General features: G+C 63.6%; 21 protein-coding genes and 1 pseudogene. 12 read left to right on the top strand and 10 right to left on the bottom strand.

What is annotated here, in order from left to right; translation table 11 throughout:
* The first annotated feature begins 7 nt into the window (after positions 1-7).
* Genes metW through J3A98_RS25770 form a run of 5 tightly spaced genes read left to right on the top strand, consistent with a single transcriptional unit; the run spans position 8 to position 3,186 of the window.
* Positions 8-628, top strand: a complete 621-nt coding sequence (gene metW / locus J3A98_RS25790; RefSeq protein ID WP_209969395.1) for a methionine biosynthesis protein MetW — start codon at positions 8-10, stop codon at positions 626-628.
* Positions 629-650: 22 nt separating this feature from the next.
* Positions 651-1,085 (top strand): DUF4426 domain-containing protein, encoded by a 435-nt coding sequence (locus J3A98_RS25785; RefSeq protein WP_021783663.1) that lies wholly within the window; start codon positions 651-653, stop codon positions 1,083-1,085.
* Positions 1,082-1,678 carry an RdgB/HAM1 family non-canonical purine NTP pyrophosphatase gene (rdgB, locus tag J3A98_RS25780; RefSeq protein WP_209969392.1) on the top strand — a complete coding sequence of 199 codons (597 nt, stop codon included), beginning with the start codon at positions 1,082-1,084 and terminating at the stop codon, positions 1,676-1,678. Before J3A98_RS25785 ends, rdgB begins: the two co-directional genes overlap by 4 nt.
* Positions 1,675-2,850 carry a radical SAM family heme chaperone HemW gene (gene hemW / locus J3A98_RS25775; protein WP_209969389.1) on the top strand — a complete coding sequence of 392 codons (1,176 nt, stop codon included), beginning with the start codon at positions 1,675-1,677 and terminating at the stop codon, positions 2,848-2,850. The genes rdgB and hemW overlap by 4 nt, the downstream gene beginning before the upstream one ends.
* 9 nt (positions 2,851-2,859) lie before the next feature.
* On the top strand, positions 2,860-3,186 hold the full coding sequence (locus tag J3A98_RS25770) for a DUF3392 domain-containing protein (protein ID WP_003249095.1): 327 nt from the start codon (positions 2,860-2,862) through the stop codon (positions 3,184-3,186).
* A 740-nt stretch (positions 3,187-3,926) separates the two neighbouring features.
* Here the strand turns inward: J3A98_RS25770 and trmB are convergent.
* The 4 genes from trmB to J3A98_RS25750 all read right to left on the bottom strand — a co-directional run bounded on the left by trmB (position 3,927) and on the right by J3A98_RS25750 (position 6,200).
* Complete coding sequence (trmB, locus tag J3A98_RS25765; RefSeq protein ID WP_004575478.1) at positions 3,927-4,649, bottom strand: tRNA (guanosine(46)-N7)-methyltransferase TrmB; 723 nt, start codon at positions 4,647-4,649, stop codon at positions 3,927-3,929.
* A 9-nt stretch (positions 4,650-4,658) separates the two neighbouring features.
* Positions 4,659-5,471 carry a thiazole synthase gene (locus J3A98_RS25760; protein WP_003249091.1) on the bottom strand — a complete coding sequence of 271 codons (813 nt, stop codon included), beginning with the start codon at positions 5,469-5,471 and terminating at the stop codon, positions 4,659-4,661.
* Positions 5,472-5,525: 54 nt separating this feature from the next.
* Positions 5,526-5,726 (bottom strand): sulfur carrier protein ThiS, encoded by a 201-nt coding sequence (thiS, locus tag J3A98_RS25755; RefSeq protein ID WP_003249090.1) that lies wholly within the window; start codon positions 5,724-5,726, stop codon positions 5,526-5,528.
* A 102-nt stretch (positions 5,727-5,828) separates the two neighbouring features.
* Complete coding sequence (locus J3A98_RS25750; protein WP_176684771.1) at positions 5,829-6,200, bottom strand: DUF423 domain-containing protein; 372 nt, start codon at positions 6,198-6,200, stop codon at positions 5,829-5,831.
* A gap of 29 nt (positions 6,201-6,229) precedes the next feature.
* Between J3A98_RS25750 and mtgA the strand changes: the two are divergent.
* A pseudogene (gene mtgA, locus J3A98_RS25745) lies at positions 6,230-6,975 on the top strand (monofunctional biosynthetic peptidoglycan transglycosylase).
* 338 nt (positions 6,976-7,313) lie between these two features.
* On the opposite strand, the gene rpoH reads toward mtgA, so the two are convergent.
* The 4 genes from rpoH to ftsY form a co-directional block, all read right to left on the bottom strand.
* Positions 7,314-8,168, bottom strand: coding sequence for an RNA polymerase sigma factor RpoH (gene rpoH, locus J3A98_RS25740; RefSeq protein ID WP_003249083.1), 855 nt, complete (start codon positions 8,166-8,168; stop codon positions 7,314-7,316).
* A 111-nt stretch (positions 8,169-8,279) separates the two neighbouring features.
* Complete coding sequence (ftsX, locus tag J3A98_RS25735; RefSeq protein WP_021783657.1) at positions 8,280-9,305, bottom strand: permease-like cell division protein FtsX; 1,026 nt, start codon at positions 9,303-9,305, stop codon at positions 8,280-8,282.
* Positions 9,302-9,973 (bottom strand): cell division ATP-binding protein FtsE, encoded by a 672-nt coding sequence (gene ftsE, locus J3A98_RS25730; RefSeq protein WP_176684769.1) that lies wholly within the window; start codon positions 9,971-9,973, stop codon positions 9,302-9,304. The genes ftsX and ftsE overlap by 4 nt, the downstream gene beginning before the upstream one ends.
* Before the next feature lie 2 nt (positions 9,974-9,975).
* Complete coding sequence (gene ftsY / locus J3A98_RS25725) at positions 9,976-11,469, bottom strand: signal recognition particle-docking protein FtsY (RefSeq protein ID WP_209969381.1); 1,494 nt, start codon at positions 11,467-11,469, stop codon at positions 9,976-9,978.
* 231 nt (positions 11,470-11,700) lie between these two features.
* Here ftsY and J3A98_RS25720 point away from each other — a divergent pair, with 231 nt between their 5' ends.
* The 4 genes from J3A98_RS25720 (at position 11,701) to J3A98_RS25705 (ending at position 16,275) form a co-directional block, all read left to right on the top strand.
* A complete protein-coding gene (locus J3A98_RS25720; RefSeq protein ID WP_176684767.1) occupies positions 11,701-13,056 on the top strand; it encodes a pitrilysin family protein in 1,356 nt (451 codons plus the stop codon).
* Entirely contained in the window at positions 13,049-14,539 is a 1,491-nt protein-coding gene (locus J3A98_RS25715) for a pitrilysin family protein (protein WP_176684766.1), read from the top strand. The genes J3A98_RS25720 and J3A98_RS25715 overlap by 8 nt, the downstream gene beginning before the upstream one ends.
* Positions 14,539-15,141, top strand: coding sequence for a 16S rRNA (guanine(966)-N(2))-methyltransferase RsmD (gene rsmD, locus J3A98_RS25710; protein WP_209969377.1), 603 nt, complete (start codon positions 14,539-14,541; stop codon positions 15,139-15,141). The genes J3A98_RS25715 and rsmD overlap by 1 nt, the downstream gene beginning before the upstream one ends.
* 141 nt (positions 15,142-15,282) lie before the next feature.
* Positions 15,283-16,275: a hydrolase gene (locus J3A98_RS25705; RefSeq protein ID WP_209969374.1), complete on the top strand. Its 993-nt coding sequence runs from the start codon at positions 15,283-15,285 to the stop codon at positions 16,273-16,275.
* 48 nt (positions 16,276-16,323) lie between these two features.
* On the opposite strand, the gene J3A98_RS25700 is transcribed toward J3A98_RS25705, so the two are convergent.
* On the bottom strand, positions 16,324-17,178 hold the full coding sequence (locus tag J3A98_RS25700) for a sulfurtransferase (RefSeq protein ID WP_209969370.1): 855 nt from the start codon (positions 17,176-17,178) through the stop codon (positions 16,324-16,326).
* Between the two features lie 35 nt (positions 17,179-17,213).
* Complete coding sequence (locus tag J3A98_RS25695; protein ID WP_176684761.1) at positions 17,214-17,879, bottom strand: TetR/AcrR family transcriptional regulator; 666 nt, start codon at positions 17,877-17,879, stop codon at positions 17,214-17,216.
* Positions 17,880-18,030: 151 nt separating this feature from the next.
* Here J3A98_RS25695 and J3A98_RS25690 point away from each other — a divergent pair, with 151 nt between their 5' ends.
* Positions 18,031-19,461, top strand: a complete 1,431-nt coding sequence (locus J3A98_RS25690; RefSeq protein WP_209969368.1) for a coniferyl aldehyde dehydrogenase — start codon at positions 18,031-18,033, stop codon at positions 19,459-19,461.
* A gap of 10 nt (positions 19,462-19,471) precedes the next feature.
* Positions 19,472-19,957 carry a twin-arginine translocation pathway signal protein gene (locus tag J3A98_RS25685; RefSeq protein WP_176684759.1) on the top strand — a complete coding sequence of 162 codons (486 nt, stop codon included), beginning with the start codon at positions 19,472-19,474 and terminating at the stop codon, positions 19,955-19,957.
* Positions 19,958-19,959: the final 2 nt, after the last annotated feature.

The raw sequence follows: 19,959 nt of genomic DNA, 5'->3' as shown, positions 1-19,959 counted from the left end.
GGACAGCATGAGAGCCGATCTGGAAATCATCCACGACTGGATTCCCGCCGGCAGCCGGGTACTCGACCTGGGCTGCGGTAGCGGCGAACTGCTGGCCTCGCTGCGTGACCGCAAGCAGGTCACCGGCTATGGCCTGGAAATCGACGCCGACAACATCGCCGCCTGCGTGGCCAAAGGCGTCAACGTCATCGAACAAGACCTGGACAAAGGCCTGGGCAACTTTGCCAGCGACAGCTTCGACGTGGTGATCATGACCCAAGCCCTGCAGGCCGTGGAATACCCTGACCGCATCCTCGACGAAATGCTGCGGGTGGGCCGTCAGTGCATCATCACCTTCCCCAACTTCGGTCACTGGCGTTGCCGCTGGTACCTGGCGACCAAAGGCCGCATGCCGGTATCGGACTTCATGCCTTATACCTGGTACAACACGCCGAACATCCATTTCTGCACCTTCGCCGACTTCGAAGAACTTGTGCACGAACGCCGAGCCAAGGTACTCGACCGCCTGGCGGTCGACCACTTGCACCGCAATGGGTGGGGCGGCCGGCTATGGCCTAATCTTCTAGGTGAGATCGGCATCTACCGCGTCAGCAGTTCGGGCCTGCAAGAGCAGCGGCTCGCGGTCTGACGCCCACCGGAGGAATCGCCCCATGCGTCGCCTAGCCCTGTTCCTGATCAGCCTGTGCCTGGCCCTGCCAGTATTGGCTGCCGATGCCGCACGCCCCGAGCGCAAGGAGGTATTTGGCGACGTGACGGTGCACTACAGCGCATTCACGTCGAGCATGCTCACGCCCGAAGTGGCCGCGGCCACCGGCCTGGTTCGCAGCAAGAACCAGGGCGTGCTCAACATTACCGTACTCAAGGCCAGCAAACCGGCCACAGCGGTGGTCAGCGGCACGATCAAGGACCTGACCGGGCGCAGCAGCCCGCTGTCGTTCAAGCAGATTACCGAACAGGGCGCGGTGTACTACATCGCCCAGTTCAAGATCGACCAGCCAGAAACCGTCACCTTCGACCTGAACATCGAAACCGGCGGCATCAGCAACTCTCTCCGCTTCAACCAGGAAGTGTTCCCAGGCGAATGATGAATTTCCAGCAACTCGTATTGGCCAGCCACAACGCCGGCAAACTCAAGGAACTCCAGGCCATGCTCGGCCAATCCGTGCAACTGCGCTCGATTGGTGAGTTCAGCCAGGTCGAGCCGGAAGAAACCGGCCTGTCGTTCGTCGAGAACGCCATCCTCAAGGCGCGCAACGCCGCCCGCATTTCCGGCCTGCCGGCCCTGGCCGATGACTCCGGCCTGGCGGTGGATTTCCTCGGTGGCGCGCCGGGCATCTACTCGGCACGTTATGCCGATGGCCAGGGTGACGCGGCAAACAACGCCAAGCTGCTCGAAGCCTTGAAAGACGTGCCTGAAGCTGAGCGCGGTGCACAGTTCGTCTGCGTTCTGGCACTGGTACGTCACGCCGACGACCCGTTGCCGATCCTGTGCGAAGGCCTGTGGCAAGGGCGCATCCTGTTCGAGGCCAGCGGTGAGCAGGGCTTTGGCTACGACCCGCTGTTCTGGGTACCGGAGCGCAACTGCTCCAGCGCCGATCTGACCCCCGCAGACAAGAACCAGCTCAGCCACCGCGCCCGTGCCATGGCCCTGCTGCGCCAACGTCTGGGCCTGGCATGATCGAAATGCTGTCGCCCTCCGGCGCGGCGGGCTTTACCAGCTTGCCGCCGCTGGCGCTTTACATCCACATTCCGTGGTGCGTACGCAAATGCCCTTATTGCGACTTCAACTCCCACGCTGCCGGGCCTGAGCTACCGGAAGATGCCTATGTCACAGCCCTGCTCGACGACCTCGACCAGGAACTGGCTGCCGTACAAGGCCGCCCGATCAGCTCGATCTTCTTCGGTGGCGGTACGCCAAGCCTGTTCAGTGCCAACGCCCTCGGCCGGCTGCTGCGGGGCGTAGAGCAACGTATTGCGTTCGCGCCAGACATCGAGATTACCCTGGAAGCCAACCCAGGCACCTTTGAGCAGGACAAGTTCAAGGCCTACCGGCAGACGGGCATCAACCGCCTGTCGATCGGTGTGCAGAGCTTCCAGCCAACCAAGCTGGAAGCTCTTGGGCGCATCCACAATGGCGACGAAGCGGTTCGGGCCGCTGGCATGGCGCGCGCGGCCGGTTTCGACAATTTCAACATGGACCTGATGCACGGCCTGCCCGACCAGTCGCTGGACGACGCGCTGGCTGACCTGCGCCAGGCCATCGACCTGGGGCCGACACACCTGTCGTGGTATCAGCTGACCGTGGAACCGAACACGGTGTTCTGGAACCAGCCGCCAGAGCTGCCGGAAGACGATATCCTCTGGGATATTCAGGAAGCCGGCCAAACGCTGATGGCCGCGCACGGCTACCGCCAGTACGAGGTATCGGCCTACGCCCAGTCAGGCCGCGCCGCCCGGCACAACCTCAACTACTGGCGCTTCGGCGACTTCATCGGCATTGGCGCCGGCGCCCACGGCAAGCTCACTTTCGCCGACGGGCGCATCCTGCGTACCTGGAAGACTCGCCTGCCCAAGGACTACCTGAACCTGGCCAAACCGTTCAAGGCCGGCGAGAAGCTGCTGCCAGTCGAAGAACTGCCGTTCGAGTTCCTGATGAACGCCCTGCGCCTGACCGATGGCGTGGAAGCCGACTTGTTCACCCAACGCACCGGCTTGCCACTGGCACAGCTGCATGAGGCACGCCGCGCCGCCGAACAAAAGGGCCTTTTGCAGGTCGAACCGGATCGACTGGTGGCCACCGCAAGGGGCCAACTGTTCCTCAATGACCTGCTGCAGTATTTCTTGACCTGAGGATGACCCATGGATCTGGTACTTGATCTGCTCGCGACGGTTTCCCGCTGGAGCCGCAGCAACCTGTCGGAGATTTCACTGGCCTTGGTAGGCTGCTTGCTGGTGCTGTTCGGCACCGATGTCAAAGCCTGGGCAGAGCAACGCCTGGGCGGCCTCGCCGGCGCCCTGCGCGTGCCGTTCATGGCGCTGATGGTAATGATCGGCAGCGGTGCTGCGCTGATCTATGCCACGCCGTGGGTGGTGAAGGGGCTGAGCCAGTTCAACAACTATGCGCTGGCGCCGGTGTTGCTGGTGGTGCTGGTGTTGATTGGCGTGGTGGCGGATCGCCGCGGCTGAGCCAATGGCCCCTGGGTCAACTGTCTTGCTCAACATTTGAAAGACCTGCACGGCCGCCTGTAGGAGCGGGTTTACCCGCGAAGAGGCCGGCCCTGCTGGCCAATTTCCACCCGCCATTCACTGTTGCTGCCGCCACCGTATTCGCGGGTAAACCCGCTCCTACACAGATGGGTGGTGGACACACATCGGTGGTTGGACACAGCCCACTGTAGGAGCGGGTTTACCCGCGAAAGGGCCGGCCCTGCTGGCCAATTTCCACCCGCCATTCACCGTTGCCGCCGCCACCGTATTCGCGGGTAAACCCGCTCCTACACAGATTGGTGGTGGACACACATCGGTGGTTGGACACAGCCCACTGTAGGAGCGGGTTTACCCGCGAAAGGGCCGGCCCTGCTGGCCAATTTCCACCCGCCATTCACCGTTGCCGCCACCACCGTATTCGCGGGTAAACCCGCTCCTACACAGATTGGTGGTGGACACACATCGGTGGTTGGACACAGCCCACTGTAGGAGCGGGTTTACCCGCGAAAGGGCCGGCCCTGCTGGCCAATCTCCACCCGCCGCTCACCGTCGCAGCCGCCCGCGAACACCGGCAAAGCCGGTGCCATCCACCGCGTTGGTTTCTTCGCGGGCATGCCCTGAGGTGTTGTGTATTACCGAAAAAAACCGCCCTTCTCAAGGCGGTTATTTTCGCCTGCATTCCTGCAGGCATCAGCACATCGAAAAGCCGTATCAGCCGCTCAATCCACCTTCTCGAACTTCAAGTCCCACACCCCATGCCCCAACCGCTCACCGCGGCGTTCGAACTTGGTGATCGGGCGCTCTTCGGGGCGCGGCACATAGGTGCCGTCTGCCGCACGGTTGCGATAGCCCGGGGCAGCGCTCATTACCTCCAGCATGTACTCGGCATACGGCTCCCAATCGGTGGCCATGTGGAATACACCACCGGGCTTGAGCTTGCGACGTACCAGCTCGGCGAACTCCAGCTGGACAATGCGGCGCTTGTGGTGACGCGCCTTGTGCCAAGGGTCTGGGAAGAACAGCATCAATCGATCGAGGCTATTATCCGCCACGCAGCGGTTCAGCACCTCGATGGCATCGCAGTCATACACCCGCAGGTTTTTCAGTCCCTGGGTCAGCACGCCATTGAGCAGCGCGCCAACACCCGGGCGGTGCACTTCCACACCGATGAAGTCCTGCTCCGGTGCGGCAGCGGCCATTTCCAGCAGGGAATGGCCCATGCCGAAGCCGATCTCCAAGGTGCGCGGGGCCGAGCGGCCGAACACCTGGTCGTAGTCCACCGGGCTGTCAGCCAGTGGCAGGATGTACAGCGGGCCGCCTTGGTCAAGGCCGCGTTGCTGGCCTTCGGTCATGCGCCCGGCACGCATCACGAAGCTCTTGATGCGGCGGTGTGGGCGGGCTTCGCCGTCGGGGGTGATCGGCGTATCGTGCGATTCAGTCATCAGTTGCTCTTACTTGATCAGACCATCCAGCGGCGAAGAGGCGCTGGCATAGAGTTTCTTCGGCATACGACCGGCCAGATAGGCCATGCGACCCGCGACAATGGCGTGCTTCATGGCCTCGGCCATCAGCACTGGCTGCTGGGCATGGGCGATGGCCGAGTTCATCAGCACCGCCTCACAGCCCATTTCCATGGCGATGGTGGCGTCGGATGCGGTACCCACACCGGCATCGACCAGCACCGGCACCTTGGATTCTTCCAGGATGATCTGCAGGTTGTAAGGGTTGCAAATACCCAGGCCGGTGCCAATCAGGCCAGCCAGCGGCATGACTGCGATGCAGCCGACTTCGGCCAGCTGACGGGCGATGATCGGATCATCGCTGGTGTAGACCATGACGTCGAAACCTTCCTTGACCAGCACTTCGGCAGCCTTGAGGGTTTCGATCACGTTGGGGAACAGGGTTTTCTGGTCAGCCAGCACTTCCAGCTTCACCAGCGTGCGGGACTCGTGCGATTTGCGCCCATCGAGCAGTTCGCGGGCCAGACGGCAAGTGCGTACCGCTTCCACCGCATCAAAGCAGCCTGCAGTGTTCGGCAGGATGGTGTACTTGTCGGGCGACAGTACATCGAGCAGGTTCGGCTCGCCCGCGTTCTGGCCAAGGTTGGTGCGGCGCACAGCGACAGTGACGATTTCGGCACCCGAGGCCTCGGTGGCCAGGCGCGTTTCTTCCATGTCACGGTACTTGCCGGTACCGACCAGCAGGCGCGACTGGAAAGTACGCCCGGCCAGGGTGAAGGGCTTGTCGCTACGAACGTTGCTCATCGTTGTTCCTCGGGAAAAGGTTGCAGGGCTTGCTTGTGAACCGCCGGGCTGCTGTCAGCCGCCACCGATGGCGTGGACCACTTCGACCTGGTCACCGTCATTCAGCAGCGTACTGTCGTGCTGGCTGCGCGGCACGATATCCAGGTTCAGTTCCACTGCAACACGGCGCCCGGTCAGTTCCAGGCGCGCCAGCAGGGCTGCAACGCTTTCGCCGGCAGGCAGTTCGTAAGGTTCACCGTTCAATTTAATGCGCATGCGCACGGCCACCATTGTTCTTTGGGGCCAGCATTCTAGCGCCGAACCGCCCTGCAACCCAAGGGCGGTGCGCGCCATTAGTCGTGATTGTGGACCACTCGGTCAGCCTAGCCGCCAGGCTGCCAGGCCCAGGCACAACCAGCCGCCGAGGAAGCACAAGCCACCAATCGGGGTGATGATGCCAAGCTTGCCGAGGCCACTGAGGGTCAGTAGGTACAGGCTGCCGGAGAACAGCAGGATGCCCAACGCAAACAGGCCGCCGGCCCACCCCACCAGGCGCCCGGGCAGGTGCGCCGAGAGCACCGCAACGCCGAAGATCGCCAAGGCATGGACCAGTTGGTAAGTCACGCCAGTATGGAAGATCGCCAGGTAGTCAGCCGTCAGCCGGTTTTTCAGGCCATGAGCGGCGAAGGCGCCCAGGGCGACCCCGGTAAAGCCAAAAAAGGCGGCAAGCATCAGGAAGCTGCGAAGCATGGGACGACTCCTTGTATCGGGTCTGTATAATGGCCCCTTCCACCCTTAGGGCCAAGCCATCGACATGCTGTCAACGCTTATCCGTCGCCTCTCCCGTGCCCTGCTCTGGTTCGTTGCCGGCAGCATCGTACTGGTGCTGGTGTTCCGCTGGATCCCACCGCCCGGCACGGCGCTGATGGTCGAGCGCAAGGTACAGTCTTGGGTGAGTGGTGAACCGATCGACCTGCAGCGCGACTGGGAGCCATGGGAGAACATCTCCGATCAGCTCAAGGTTGCGGTCATTGCTGGCGAGGACCAGAAGTTCGCCAGCCACTGGGGTTTCGACATCCCGGCCATTCAGGCGGCCCTGGCGCACAACGAGCGCGGCGGTAATATTCGCGGCGCCAGCACCCTGACCCAACAAGTGGCCAAGAATCTCTTCCTGTGGTCAGGCCGCAGCTGGTTTCGCAAGGGACTGGAGGCCTGGTTCACTGCACTGATCGAGCTGCTCTGGTCGAAGGAAAGGATTCTCGAGGTCTATTTGAACAGCGCTGAGTGGGGCAAGGGCGTGTTTGGTGCCCAGGCGGCGGCGCGTTATCACTTTGGTGTCGACGCCAGCCGGCTCAGCCGTCAGCAGGCAGCGCAGCTGGCTGCGGTGCTGCCTAGCCCGATCAAGTGGAGTGCCAGCCGGCCGAGTGCGTATGTGGCCAGCCGGGCCAGCTGGATTCGCCGGCAGATGAGCCAGTTGGGCGGGCCCAGCTACTTGATGCAGCTGGACTCATCCAGAAAGCTTTGAATGCAGGCCCGGCCCTTTCGCGGGTAAACCCGCTCCTACGGGCAACCGCACCCCCGGCCTCCTCGCGGGCAAACCCGCGCCTACGGGCAACCGCATCCCCGGCCTCCTCGCGGGCAAACCCGCGCCTACGGACAACCGCATCCCCGGCCTCCTCGCGGGCAAACCCGCGCCTACGGGCAACCGCATCCCCGGCCTCCTCGCGGGCAAACCCGCGCCTACGGGCAACCGCATCTCCTGTAGGAGCGGGTTTACCCGCGAAGAGGCCGGCAAAACCAGCCAAATAAAAAAGCCGCTCACCCCATCAGGGTCAGCGGCTTTTCTTTACAACCCAGACTCGATCAGGCAGCGATCAGGGCCTTGACCTTGTTCATCGCATTCTTCTCCAGCTGGCGAATACGCTCAGCCGATACGCTGTACTTGTCTGCCAGTTCATGCAGCGTGGCCTTCTCTTCCGCCAGCCAACGCTGGTAGAGAATGTCGCGGCTACGCTCGTCCAGGCCCTGCAGCGCTTCGTGCAGGTTGCTGGTGGAGTTGTCACTCCAGTCGGCATCCTCCAGCTGCACCGCCGGATCGTAACGGTGGTCTTCCAGGTAATGCGCAGGCGACTGGAAGGCGCTGTCGTCGTCAGCTTCCGCTGCCGGGTCAAAGGCCATGTCCTGGCCACTGAGGCGGCTTTCCATCTCGCGCACTTCGCGCGGCTCGACGCCAAGGCTTTCCGCCACGCGATGCACTTCGTCGTTGTTCAGCCACGCCAGACGCTTCTTCTGGCTACGCAGGTTGAAGAACAGCTTGCGCTGAGCCTTGGTGGTAGCCACCTTCACGATGCGCCAGTTGCGCAGAATGAACTCGTGGATCTCTGCCTTGATCCAGTGCACGGCGAACGACACCAGACGCACGCCCATTTCCGGGTTGAAGCGCTTGACGGCTTTCATCAGGCCGACGTTGCCTTCCTGGATCAGGTCAGCCTGTGCCAACCCGTAGCCGGCATAGCTACGGGCGATATGTACAACAAAACGCAGGTGGGCCATCACCATCTGACGAGCGGCCTCGACATCCTGCTCATAATAGAGACGCTCGCCCAGATCACGCTCCTGCTCGACCGTCAGCAGCGGGATGCTGTTGACCGTGTGCACATAGGCTTCCAGGTTTGCACCGGGTACCAGGGCATAGGCAGGTTGCAACGATGTGGTCATTCAAGAACCTCCGACTTACAAAACTCGCACCTTGTGGGCGCTGCCAACATTGACCCGGAACGACGGTACAAGTTCCGTAGTGAAGAAAATGTCAATGCTGGCAGGTAAAAACTATCGCGGCGCCAGCTCGTTCAAGTGGCGGGCGACTGCAATCCATGCACCGATATACCCCAACAGCACGGCTCCGATCAAGAGCGACAGACCATCGGAAGCCGGGACGCCGCCCAGGGCGAAGTCACTGCCATACAGCCCGGAAAGCCCTACCACCGCCTCGTTCAGCCAGTTCAGGCCAAACGCCAGGATGCCCCACGCCAGCAGGCCTGCGCCCAGGCCATACAGGGCGCCCATGTACAGGAAAGGCCGGCGCACGTAGGCGTCGGTGCCGCCGACCAGCTTGATCACTTCGATCTCGATTCGGCGGTTTTCAATGTGTAGACGAATTGTGTTACCGATTACTAACAGCAGGGCAGAAATCAGCATCACGGCCAGTCCGAAGACGAAGCGGTCACCCAACTTGAGGATGGCTGCCAGGCGCTCGACCCAGACCAGGTCCAGTTGCGCCACGTCCACCCGCGGCAACTCCGACAGGCGCTGACGCAAGGCTTCCAGGGCCGGCTTGTCGACCTCGGTCGGGGTTACCACCACCACACCCGGCAGTGGGTTGTCTGGCAGTTCGCGCAGGGCCTCGCCCAGCCCGGACTGCTGCTGGAACTCCTCCAGCGCCTGCTCGCGGCTGACATACTGGGCGTCCGCCACCCCAGGCATGCCCTTGATCTCGTCGCGCAGCGCTTCGCCATCGCGGCTGCCGGCATCAAGCTTGAGGTACAGCGAAATCTGCGCAGCGCGCTGCCACGAACCGCCAAGCTGCTCGACGTTCTTCAGCAACAAGGACAGGCCCATCGGCATGCTCAACGCCACTGCCATCACCAGGCAGGTGAAGAAACTGCCGATCGGCTGCTTGCCCAGGCGGCGCAGGCTGTCGGCCAAGCTGGCACGGTGGCTTTCCAGCCAGGCATGCAGCAGGGTGCGGAAGTCCGGGCCATCATCGTCTTCACCGCGTTTTTTCTTCGCAGGTTGCGGATCGGCCGGTTTCGGTGCGACCCGCTCTGAAACCTTCGGCGTACGTGTAGTGTTCATTGCCCGGCCTCCCCATCGCCGATCAAGCGGCCGCGTTGCAAGGTCAGCATGCGGTGGCGCATGCGCGCGATCAGTGCCAGGTCGTGGCTGGCGATCAATACCGTCGTGCCCAGGCGGTTGATGTCCTCGAACACGCCCATGATCTCTGCAGCCAGGCGCGGGTCGAGGTTACCGGTGGGCTCGTCGGCCAGCAGCAGCGCCGGCTGGTGAACGATGGCGCGGGCGATACCCACCCGCTGCTGCTGCCCGGTGGACAGGTCGGCCGGGAACAGCTCGCCTTTGTCGGACAGCGATACACGCTCCAGGGCCGAGTCCACGCGCTTGGCGATCTCGAGCTTGGACAGGCCGAGAATCTGCAGCGGCAAGGCAATGTTGTTGAATACCGTGCGGTCGAACAACAGCTGGTGGTTCTGGAACACCACGCCGATCTGCCGGCGCAGGAACGGGATTTGCGCATTGCTGATCTGGCCCAGGTCCTGCCCTGCCAGCATCAGCTTGCCGCTGGTCGGGCGCTCCATGGCCAGCAACAGGCGCAGCAAGGTGCTCTTGCCAGCGCCCGAGTGGCCGGTGACGAACAGGAATTCGCCCCGGCGCGCCCGGAAACTCAGCTCATGCAAACCCACATGACCGTTGGGATAGCGCTTGGCAACCTGCTCGAATCGGATCATGGTCAATCTCGCTCGGCGAACAGAGCCTTGACGAACGGCTCGGCTTCGAAGGTACGCAGGTCGTCGATGCCTTCACCGACACCGATGAAACGGATCGGGATGTTGAACTGCTTGGCCAGGGCGAAGATCACCCCGCCCTTGGCAGTGCCGTCCAGCTTGGTCAGGGCCAGGCCGGTCAGCTCGACGCTCTGGTTGAAGTACTTGGCCTGACTGATGGCGTTCTGGCCGGTGCCGGCGTCAAGCACCAGCAGCACCTCGTGCGGTGCCTCAACGTCGAGCTTGCCGATGACCCGGCGGACCTTCTTCAGCTCTTCCATCAGGTTGTCCTTGGTGTGCAGGCGGCCGGCAGTGTCAGCGATCAGCACGTCGACGCCACGGGCCTTGGCGGCCTGCACGGCATCGAAGATCACCGAAGCTGAGTCGGCGCCGGTATGCTGGGCGATCACCGGAATCTGGTTACGCTCGCCCCACACCTGCAACTGCTCGACCGCTGCTGCACGGAAGGTATCACCGGCAGCCAGCATGACCTTCTTGCCTTCCAGTTGCAGCTTTTTCGCCAGTTTGCCGATGGTGGTGGTCTTGCCGGCACCGTTGACGCCAACCACGAGGATCACATAAGGCTTGTTCTGGGCCTGTACACTCAGCGGCTGCTCGACCGGGCGCAGCAGCGCAGCCAGTTCTTCCTGCAACGATTTGTACAGGGCATCGGCATCGGCCAACTGCTTGCGCGCAACCTTCTGGGTCAGGTTCTGGACGATGGCCGAGGTAGCCTCCACACCCACGTCGGCGGTCAGCAGGCGCGTCTCGATTTCGTCGAGCAGGTCGTCGTCGATGACTTTCTTGCCGAGGAACAGGCTGGCCATGCCCTCGCCGATGCTGGCACTGGTCTTGGACAGGCCTTGCTTGAGGCGCGCGAAGAAGCCGGGCTTGGCCTGTTCGACGGGTGCAGCAACAGGGGCCACGGGGGCTGGCACCGCGCGCTCCGGGATTGCCGGCGGTGCTTTCGGCTCCAGGTCCGGTACCAGGGCGACGGGCTCTTCGGCAACCGGCAACACCAGGTTGCTGACCGGCGCTGCGGCCTCGACAGGGGCGGACTCGACAGGGGCCGCCTGCAAGGGCATGGACGCGACCGGCTGCGGTGCAGGTGCCACCAGTGGCCGGGATGCGACCGGCTCGGGCTCAGGGGCCTGCAACGGCTGGGACGCTACCGGTTCAGGGGCGGGGGCCTCGACTACCGGGGGCCGGGCGGGTGCAGCGACCGGCTGCGGCTCGGTCAGCTGTGGGGCCGCAGGGGCCTGGGCGGGTTCGGGGGCCTGTGGCGTTTCGGCGGTAGAACCCTCGACCGGAGCGGCTGCAGACTGCTCGACAGCGGGGGGGGCATTCGCGGGTACGTCCGCTCCCACAGGTGGCTGCGGCTTCTTGCGAAACCAGCTGAACAGGCCTTTCTTCTCACCAGCCTCGGCCGGCGCTTTTTTGTCGTCGTTGGAACCAAACATGGAAGACGGCTATCTCAGGGTAGCGATAGGCCAGCTATGGCCAATCGGGAATTCTCTCTACGCAGAACAGACTATCTTGAAGCCGGCTGGTTCATGCGCAACGTTTTGTCTTAGTGTCCTGTGGGCCAGAACGGCGACAGGCATGGTCGCCAGGCAACCGGATCAGTATCCTAGCACCTCCTGGCCTGCCGACGCTAAACCCAGCGGGCCGCCGAACAGGTTAAACACCGTATGAATGCTCTAGCCCGCCGCGCCGCTGGCCTGTTGCTCGGCACGCTCTGCCTGCCGCTCGCGGCCTTCGCCGCCGATGTGCAACCCACCCACGAATTCATCCTCGACAATGGCCTGAAGGTCGTGGTCCGCGAAGACCATCGCGCCCCGGTGGTGGTATCGCAGATCTGGTACAAGGTTGGCTCCAGCTACGAGACCCCGGGCCAGACCGGCTTGTCCCATGCGCTGGAACACATGATGTTCAAGGGCAGCGCAAAGGTCGGCCCCGGCGAGGCCTCGCGCATTCTGCGTGACCTCGGCGCCGATGAAAACGCCTTCACCAGCGACGATTACACCGCCTATTACCAAGTGCTGGCCCGTGACCGCCTGCCGGTAGCGCTGGAGCTGGAGGCCGATCGCCTTGCCAGCCTGCGTCTGCCTGCCGACGAGTTCAGCCGCGAAATCGAGGTCATCAAGGAAGAACGCCGCCTGCGCACCGACGACAAGCCCAATGCCAAGGCATTCGAGCTGTTCCGCGCCATGGCCTACCCGGCCAGCGGCTACCACACGCCGACCATTGGCTGGATGGCCGACCTGGAGCGTATGAAGGTCGAGGAACTTCGCCATTGGTACGAGTCCTGGTACGCCCCCAACAACGCCACCCTGGTGGTGGTCGGTGATGTCACCGCCGACGAGGTCAAGGGCCTGGCGCAGAAGTATTTCGGCAATATTCCCAAACGCGCCGTGCCGCCAGCCAAGCTGCCTCTGGAACTGGCCGAACCAGGTTGGCGCCAGTTGACCCTGCACGTACGCACCCAACTGCCAAGCCTGATCTACGGCTTCAACGTGCCCGGCCTGCCCACCGCCAAGGACCCACGTACGGTGCATGCCCTGCGCCTGATCTCGGCACTGCTCGACGGTGGCTACAGCGCCCGCATGCCGGCCCGCCTGGAGCGTGGCCAGGAACTGGTCGCCGGCGCTTCGTCCAGCTACAACGCCTTCACCCGCGGCGACAGCCTGTTCCTGATCTCGGCGACGCCGAATGTGCAGAAGCAGAAAACCCTCGCCGACGTCGAGAAAGGCATCTGGCAACTGCTTGACGAACTCAAGAGCACGCCACCCAGCGCCGAAGAGCTGGAACGCGTACGCGCCCAGGTCATCGCCGGCCTCGTCTACGACCGCGACTCCATCAGCAGCCAGGCCACCACCATCGGCCAGCTGGAAACCGTCGGCCTGTCCTGGAAGCTGATCGACAGCGAACTGGACGAGCTCAAGCGCGTCACCCCGCAGGACATCCAGAACGCCGCGCGCACCTACTTCACCCGCGAACGCCTGAGCGTTGCCCATGTACTGCCCGAGGAGTCCGCTCATGAGTGATCGCCGCGCACCACGCCCAACCCTGCTGGCCACGGGCATTCGTGCCCTGGCGCTGGCAGCTGTGCTGGCCGCTCCGGCCATGGCCGACAACGCTGCCAAGGCCGACAGCAGCGCAGCCCGCCCGGCCAACACCTTGCAATCGCTGGCCGAACTGAATGGCAAGGCACCCAGCCGGCGTCAGTTGAACATCCAGCACTGGAACACCGCCGAGGGTGCCCGGGTGCTGTTCGTCGAGGCTCGCGAACTGCCCATGTTCGACCTGCGTGTCACCTTCGCCGCCGGCAGCAGCCAGGATGGCGGCACGCCAGGCCTGGCCGCTCTGACCAACGCCATGCTCAACGAGGGCGTGGCCGGCAAGGACGTCACCGCCATCGCCGAGGGCTTCGAAGGCCTGGGTGCAGACTTTGGCAACGGCTCCTACCGCGACATGGCCGTCGCATCGCTGCGCAGCCTCAGTGCCAAGGACAAGCGCGAACCGGCCCTCAAACTGTTTACAGAGGTGGCGGGCAAGCCGACATTCCCCGAGGATGCCCTCAAGCGCATCAAGAACCAGATGCTGGCTGGCTTCGAGTATGAGAAGCAAAACCCCGGCAAGATCGCCGGCAAGGCCCTTTTCGGCAAGCTCTATGGCGACCACCCCTACGCCCACCCAAGCGACGGCACCGCCGAGAGCATCACGGGCATCAGCCTTGCGCAGTTGCGCGCGTTCCACGCAAAGGCCTATACCGGCGGCAATGCGGTAATCGCCCTGGTCGGCGACCTCAGCCGTGCAGAGGCCGAAGCCATCGCCGCACAGGTGTCTGCCGGCCTGCCCAAGGGCCCTGCGCTGGCCGCACCGGCCCAACCCACAGACGCCAAGGCCGGCCTGACCCACATCGACTTCCCGTCCAAGCAGACCCACCTGATGCTGGCCGAACTGGGGATCGACCGCCAGGACCCGGACTGGCCAGCCCTGTCCATGGGCAACCAGATCCTTGGCGGTGGCGCCTTCGGTACCCGGCTGATGAGCGAGGTGCGAGAGAAGCGCGGCCTGACCTACGGCGTTTACTCGGCATTCAGCCCGATGCAGGTGCGCGGCCCGTTCATGATCAACCTGCAAACCCGTGCCGAGCTTAGCGAAGGCACGCTCAAGCTGGTGCAAGGCATTCTCGCCGACTACCTGAAGACGGGCCCGACCCAACAGGAGCTGGACGATGCCAAGCGCGAGCTGGCCGGCAGCTTCCCGCTGTCCAATGCCAGCAACGCCAGCATCGTCGGCCAACTGGGCGCGATCGGCTTCTACAACTTGCCGCTGACCTGGCTGGAGGACTTCATGCAACAGTCCCAGGCCCTTACCGTCGAACAAGTCAAGGCAGCCATGAACAAACACCTGTCAGCCGATAAACTGGTGATCGTCACCGTTGGCCCGAAAGTGCCACAAAAACCGCTGCCAGCACCCACTGACAAGCCCTCCGAGCAACCGCTCGGGGTACCGGAGCACTAATGCCAAGATCCACCCCTCCCGCCCGCCCGCAAGCGGGCCAAAGCAAGGGCCAGGGCCACCTGCGCATCATCGCCGGCGAGTGGCGCAGCCGCCGCCTGGCGGTGCCGGAAGGCGAAGGCCTGCGGCCAACGCCTGACCGCGTACGGGAAACCGTATTCAACTGGCTGGCCCCCTACATCGAGGGTGCCCGCGTGCTGGACGCCTTCACCGGCAGTGGCGCCCTGGTGCTCGAAGCCCTGTCCCGTGGGGCCGAGGACGCCGTGGCGCTGGACAGCAACTCCGCAGCCATCGCCAACCTGAAGAACAACCTCGAAATCCTGCGCTGTCCTCGCGGGCAAATTCTGCAGACCGACGCCCTGCGCTACCTGCAAGGCCCGGCCAAGCAGCAGTTCGATGTCGTGTTCCTCGACCCGCCGTTCCACCAGGACCTGTTGGCCAACACCTGCAACATGCTGGAGCAGAACCAGTGGCTGAGCGAGCAGGCATGGGTCTACACCGAAAGCGAAGCGGCACCCTCGACCTTGCAACTGCCAGGCAACTGGCGCCTGCACCGCGAGAAGAAGACCGGCCAGGTGCACTACGCACTCTGGCAGCGGGGCTGATTACCCGCCGGGTGGGGTGTACGCAGTGACCACACCCCACCTGCGCCATGGTTGAAGCTGCACCTTCACTTCCACCAATAGCGCAGGTACTGGGGCGCTGTTTCGTGGCAAGCTAGAACGGCACATCATGAGTCGCCTAGCATGCCCAGCCACAACGCCACATTCCGTCCGGCCATAGGCCTGTCCAATCCCCACCTGCAGACCCTGTGGGGGCCGCTCTGGCGCAAGCTGCCTGAGCTGCAGCGTGACCGCGAGCGACTGTGGCTGGCCGACGGCGACTTCATCGACCTGGACTGGCACGGCCCGCACCAACCCCATGCACCACTGGTACTGGTGCTGCATGGGCTGACCGGCTCGTCTCACTCACCTTACGTGAAAGGCTTGCAGCAAGCGCTGCAAGGCCGCGGCTGGGCCAGCGTGGCAGTGAACTGGCGTGGTTGTTCAGGCGAACCCAACCTGTTGCCGCGCAGCTACCATTCCGGCGCCAGCGAAGACCTGGCGGAAATCGTCAGTCATCTTCGCGCCCAGCGTCCGCTGGCGCCGCTGTACGCGGTGGGCTATTCGCTGGGTGGCAATGTACTGTTGAAATACTTGGGTGAGAGCGGCGTCGCCAGCCAACTGGAGGCAGCAGTTGCAGTATCGGTGCCCTTTCGCCTGGACCACTGTGCCGACCGTATCGGCCAAGGATTCTCCAAGGTGTATCAGGCGCATTTCATGCGCGAGATGCTGGCGTATGTTCAGCTCAAGCAGCGGCACTTCCACGCCCAGGGCCAGCATGAACAGCTGGCGACACTGGAACGCCTGGGCCAACTCGACAACTTGCGCACATTCTGGGACTTCGACGGAAAAGTCACTGCACCGCTCAATGGCTTTCGCGATGCACACGACTACTATCGCCGCTCATCCAGCCACTTCTTCCTTGGCCAGAACCGCACACCAACGCTGATCATCCATTCCAGCGATGACCCATTCGTGTCCAGCCACAGCCTGCCGACGGCCCGTGAACTGTCACCACAGACCCGCTTCGAACTGCATGACCGCGGTGGGCATGTGGGTTTTGTCGATGGCAGCCTGCGAAATCCGGGGTACTACCTGGAACGACGGATTCCGCAGTGGCTGGTGGACGGTAGCTAGCCTCAATTCGTAACGGCTGCCCGCCCCACAGGGTTCAACCCGGTCTGCTTACTCGCCAGTGGCCACAGCATGCTGCGGGTTGTTGATCCAATCGCTCCACGACCCGGCATACAACTTGCCCAGCGGGTACCCCGCCAGCGCCATGGCAAACAGGTTATGGCAAGCCGTTACCCCAGAGCCGCAGTAAGACACCAACTGCGCCGGTGCCCGCCCGGCCAGCTTTTCAGCAAAGCGCTGCTTAAGCTGATCCGCCGGCAAAAAACGCCCATCAGCCCCCAGGTTGTCGGTAAACGCCGCGCACTGGGCACCGGGAATATGCCCCGCCACCGGGTCGATCGGCTCCACTTCACCACGAAAACGCGGCAAGGCACGCGCATCGATCAAGGTCAGGTCTATGCTACCAAGGCGCTTGCCCAGATGGTCGGCATCAATCAGCAGCTTCGCGTCCGGTTCACCACTGAAAGTGCCCTCTCGTTTGGGCGGCGGGTCCAGGCTCAACGGCAGGTGCGCCGCGTGCCAGGCCTTCAGGCCGCCGTCGAGAATCGCCACACCGCTGCGCTTGCCCAGCCAGACCAGCAGCCACCAGGCCCGGGCGGCAAAGGCGCCGGGGCCATCGTCGTACAGCACCACTTCGCTATCGTTGTTCAGGCCCCACTCTCGCAGGCGCTCGACCAGCCGCTGCGGATCGGGCAACGGGTGGCGCCCGGTGCGCCCCTTGCTCACCGGCCCGCTGAGGTCGCGGTCCAGGTCGGCAAAATGCGCCCCGGCAATATGCCCCTGGGCATAGCTGCGCTGGCCATAGTCCACATCCTCGAGAGCAAAACGGCAGTCGAGGATCACCAACCCGGGCGAGTCCAGTCGCTCGGCCAACTGCTGCGGGGTGATCAATTGCGCAAGGGGCATGACAATCTCCTGATCAATGGCACGAGGGCCCTGAGCTAGTGCTCCAGGGCCTGGTTGAACGGTACATGGAATTCCTCGCACAGTGCGTCCACGGCAGTGCGAGCATTGTCGGTGACGAAGCCGAGTTCCAGCACCAGCACCTGATAGACGCCGCGCTTGAAGGCTTCTTCACCCAAGTGCGCGGAATGTTCACGCGTGGTGCTGAGAAAACGTACCCATGACGTCAGCACGATCCAGGCGTTGATGGTCAGCGATTCGATCTGTGCCGGCGCCATGGCCAGGATGCCCGCCTCGACGAAGCCGCGGTAGATCGCCTGGCCCTGGCGCAGGCAGCGCTCGGAAAATCGCCGGTAACGGGCGGCCAGTTCGGCATCGCTGTCCAGCAGATGCTCCAGGTCACGGTGCAGGAAGCGGTAGTTCCACATCGCCGCCAGCAGGGCCTTGAGGTAGAAGCGCTTGTCTTCCACGGTTGCCGCGCGGCCCTGTGGCGGGCGCAGAAAGCTGTCCACCAGCGCTTCGTACTGGCTGAACAACAGGGCAATGATCGCCTGCTTGTTGGGGAAGTGGTAATACAGGTTGCCGGGCGAGATTTCCATGTGCGCGGCGATGTGGTTGGTACTGACGCTGCGTTCGCCCTGCTGGTTGAACAGCTCCAGGCTGTTCTGCACGATGCGCTCTCGGGTCTTCATGCGCGGGGCCATGCTCAGCTCCCAGTCTGCGGGCCTTCATCAAAGGTTTATCTTACGGCTTATTACAGGTGGAATGCACCGTTGAACGGCCTGTAAAAATTCGCACCATGGTACAAATTAGAGTATAGGCTCTAGGCAACCCCTGCCCGGACTCGACACCGCCATGAACTCGTCCAGTGCCTTGCCCTCTGTGCAATCCGACCTCGACCTCGCGACGGCGTTCGCGGCCCAGCGCCTGGCCTTTGCCGGTAACCCGCTGCCACCGGTGGCGCAGCGGCGGCAGTGGCTGAAAAGCCTGCGTGAAGCCTTGCTGAGCAGCCAGGCAGAACTGATCGACGCCATCAGCCAGGATTTTGCCGGGCGCAGTGCGGACGAGACCTTGCTGGCCGAGCTGCTACCGTCAGTACAGGGCCTGCGCCACGCCGAAAAGCACTTGCAACGCTGGATGCGCAGCAGCCGACGCCGCGTCGGCCTGGCGTTCCAGCCGGCCAGCGCACAGGTGCGCTATCAACCCTTGGGCGTGGTCGGCATCATCGTACCGTGGAACTACCCGCTGTTCCTCGCCATCGGCCCGTTGACCTGCGCCCTGGCCGCCGGCAACCGGGTCATGCTCAAGCTTAGCGAGGCCACGCCCGCGACGGGCCTGGCCCTGCAGCAAGTGCTCGAGCGCGTGTTCCCCACAGACCTGGTCAGCGTTGTGCTCGGTGAGGTCGAGGTGGGCCAGGCCTTCGCCCGCCTGCCCTTCGACCACCTGCTGTTCACCGGTGCCACCAGCGTGGGCCGCCAGGTGATGCAGGCTGCCGCACACAACCTGACCCCGGTCACCCTGGAGCTGGGTGGCAAGTCCCCCGCTATTGTTTCTGCCGATGTGCCGCTGGACAGCGCCGCCGAGCGCATCGCCTTCGGCAAGACCCTCAACGCCGGCCAGACCTGCGTCGCCCCCGACTACGTACTGGTGCCGCGCGAACGGCTGCCCGCCTTCAGCGACGCCTACCAGCGCGCCGTGCACCGACTGTACCCGCGCATCGCCGACAACCCCGACTACACCGCCATCATCAACCCGCGCCAGTTGCAGCGCTTGCAGCACCTGCTGGACGATGCCCGCGCCAAAGGCGCGCAAGTACTCGACTTGTACCCAGGCGAAGCCCCTCAGGGCCGGCGCATGCCGCCACACTTGCTGCTGGACGTGAACGACAGCATGCAGGTGATGCAGGACGAAATCTTCGGCCCGCTACTACCGCTAGTGCCTTATGACGGCATCGACCAGGCCTTGGCCTACATCAACCAGCGCCCGCGCCCATTGGCGCTGTACTTCTTTGGCTATGACCGCCGAACCCAGGAGCATGTGCTGCGTCACACCCACTCCGGTGGTGTGTGCCTGAACGACACCTTGCTGCATGTCGCCCAGGACGATCTGCCCTTCGGTGGCATCGGCCCTTCAGGCATGGGCCACTACCATGGTCACGACGGTTTCCTGACCTTCAGCAAGGCCAAGGCGGTACTTGCCAAGCAACGTTTCAACGCCGCACGGCTGATTTACCCGCCTTATGGCAAAGCCTTGCAGCGCCTGGTCTACAAATTGTTCATCCGCTGAGGGCCGCGCCATGCACCGCCGCGAACTGCTGCGCTTCAGCCTCGGCGCCAGTGCTTTTCTGGCTGGCGCCAGCCTGGTGGGGTGCAGCGCGCAAACCGCCGCGACCGGCTATCAGGTACTCCGTGACGACGACCTGCCCCTGCTGCGTGCGCTGATCCCGGTGGTCCTGGCCGGTACACAGGCCACCGATGCGCCGGTGTTGCGCAGCCTCGACAACAAGCTCGCGGCGTTGTCGCCGGAAATGCTCAAGCTCACCCGGCAATTGTTCGACGTGCTCAGCCTGCCGCTGACTCGCGGCCCGCTGACCGGCGTCTGGGGCAGCTGGGGCCAAGCTGGCGCCACACAGGTCACGGCGTTCCTGCAGCGTTGGCAGGACAGCTCGCTGAACCTGCTACGCATGGGGCACGCCTCGTTGCTGCAACTGCTGCAAATGGCCTGGTACGAACGCCCCGAATCCTGGGCAGACTGCGGTTACCCGGGCCCACCAAAAATCTGAAA

It is taken from the genome of Pseudomonas sp. BP6, assembly GCF_017875935.1.
Taxonomy (GTDB): domain Bacteria; phylum Pseudomonadota; class Gammaproteobacteria; order Pseudomonadales; family Pseudomonadaceae; genus Aquipseudomonas; species Aquipseudomonas putida_Y.
This window is presented reverse-complemented; position numbering and strand designations above follow the sequence as displayed.

Bases quoted from the DNA above. Each gene is read 5' to 3' on its own strand.
- metW (WP_209969395.1), top strand. From the start codon at position 8: ATGAGAGCCGATCTGGAAATCATCCACGACTGGATTCCCGCCGGCAGC.
- J3A98_RS25785 (WP_021783663.1), top strand. From the start codon at position 651: ATGCGTCGCCTAGCCCTGTTCCTGATCAGCCTGTGCCTGGCCCTGCCA.
- rdgB (WP_209969392.1), top strand. From the start codon at position 1,082: ATGATGAATTTCCAGCAACTCGTATTGGCCAGCCACAACGCCGGCAAA.
- hemW (WP_209969389.1), top strand. From the start codon at position 1,675: ATGATCGAAATGCTGTCGCCCTCCGGCGCGGCGGGCTTTACCAGCTTG.
- J3A98_RS25770 (WP_003249095.1), top strand. From the start codon at position 2,860: ATGGATCTGGTACTTGATCTGCTCGCGACGGTTTCCCGCTGGAGCCGC.
- trmB (WP_004575478.1), bottom strand. From the start codon at position 4,649: ATGACTGAATCGCACGATACGCCGATCACCCCCGACGGCGAAGCCCGC.
- J3A98_RS25760 (WP_003249091.1), bottom strand. From the start codon at position 5,471: ATGAGCAACGTTCGTAGCGACAAGCCCTTCACCCTGGCCGGGCGTACT.
- thiS (WP_003249090.1), bottom strand. From the start codon at position 5,726: ATGCGCATTAAATTGAACGGTGAACCTTACGAACTGCCTGCCGGCGAA.
- J3A98_RS25750 (WP_176684771.1), bottom strand. From the start codon at position 6,200: ATGCTTCGCAGCTTCCTGATGCTTGCCGCCTTTTTTGGCTTTACCGGG.
- rpoH (WP_003249083.1), bottom strand. From the start codon at position 8,168: ATGACCACATCGTTGCAACCTGCCTATGCCCTGGTACCCGGTGCAAAC.
- ftsX (WP_021783657.1), bottom strand. From the start codon at position 9,305: ATGAACACTACACGTACGCCGAAGGTTTCAGAGCGGGTCGCACCGAAA.
- ftsE (WP_176684769.1), bottom strand. From the start codon at position 9,973: ATGATCCGATTCGAGCAGGTTGCCAAGCGCTATCCCAACGGTCATGTG.
- ftsY (WP_209969381.1), bottom strand. From the start codon at position 11,469: ATGTTTGGTTCCAACGACGACAAAAAAGCGCCGGCCGAGGCTGGTGAG.
- J3A98_RS25720 (WP_176684767.1), top strand. From the start codon at position 11,701: ATGAATGCTCTAGCCCGCCGCGCCGCTGGCCTGTTGCTCGGCACGCTC.
- J3A98_RS25715 (WP_176684766.1), top strand. From the start codon at position 13,049: ATGAGTGATCGCCGCGCACCACGCCCAACCCTGCTGGCCACGGGCATT.
- rsmD (WP_209969377.1), top strand. From the start codon at position 14,539: ATGCCAAGATCCACCCCTCCCGCCCGCCCGCAAGCGGGCCAAAGCAAG.
- J3A98_RS25705 (WP_209969374.1), top strand. From the start codon at position 15,283: ATGCCCAGCCACAACGCCACATTCCGTCCGGCCATAGGCCTGTCCAAT.
- J3A98_RS25700 (WP_209969370.1), bottom strand. From the start codon at position 17,178: ATGCCCCTTGCGCAATTGATCACCCCGCAGCAGTTGGCCGAGCGACTG.
- J3A98_RS25695 (WP_176684761.1), bottom strand. From the start codon at position 17,879: ATGGCCCCGCGCATGAAGACCCGAGAGCGCATCGTGCAGAACAGCCTG.
- J3A98_RS25690 (WP_209969368.1), top strand. From the start codon at position 18,031: ATGAACTCGTCCAGTGCCTTGCCCTCTGTGCAATCCGACCTCGACCTC.
- J3A98_RS25685 (WP_176684759.1), top strand. From the start codon at position 19,472: ATGCACCGCCGCGAACTGCTGCGCTTCAGCCTCGGCGCCAGTGCTTTT.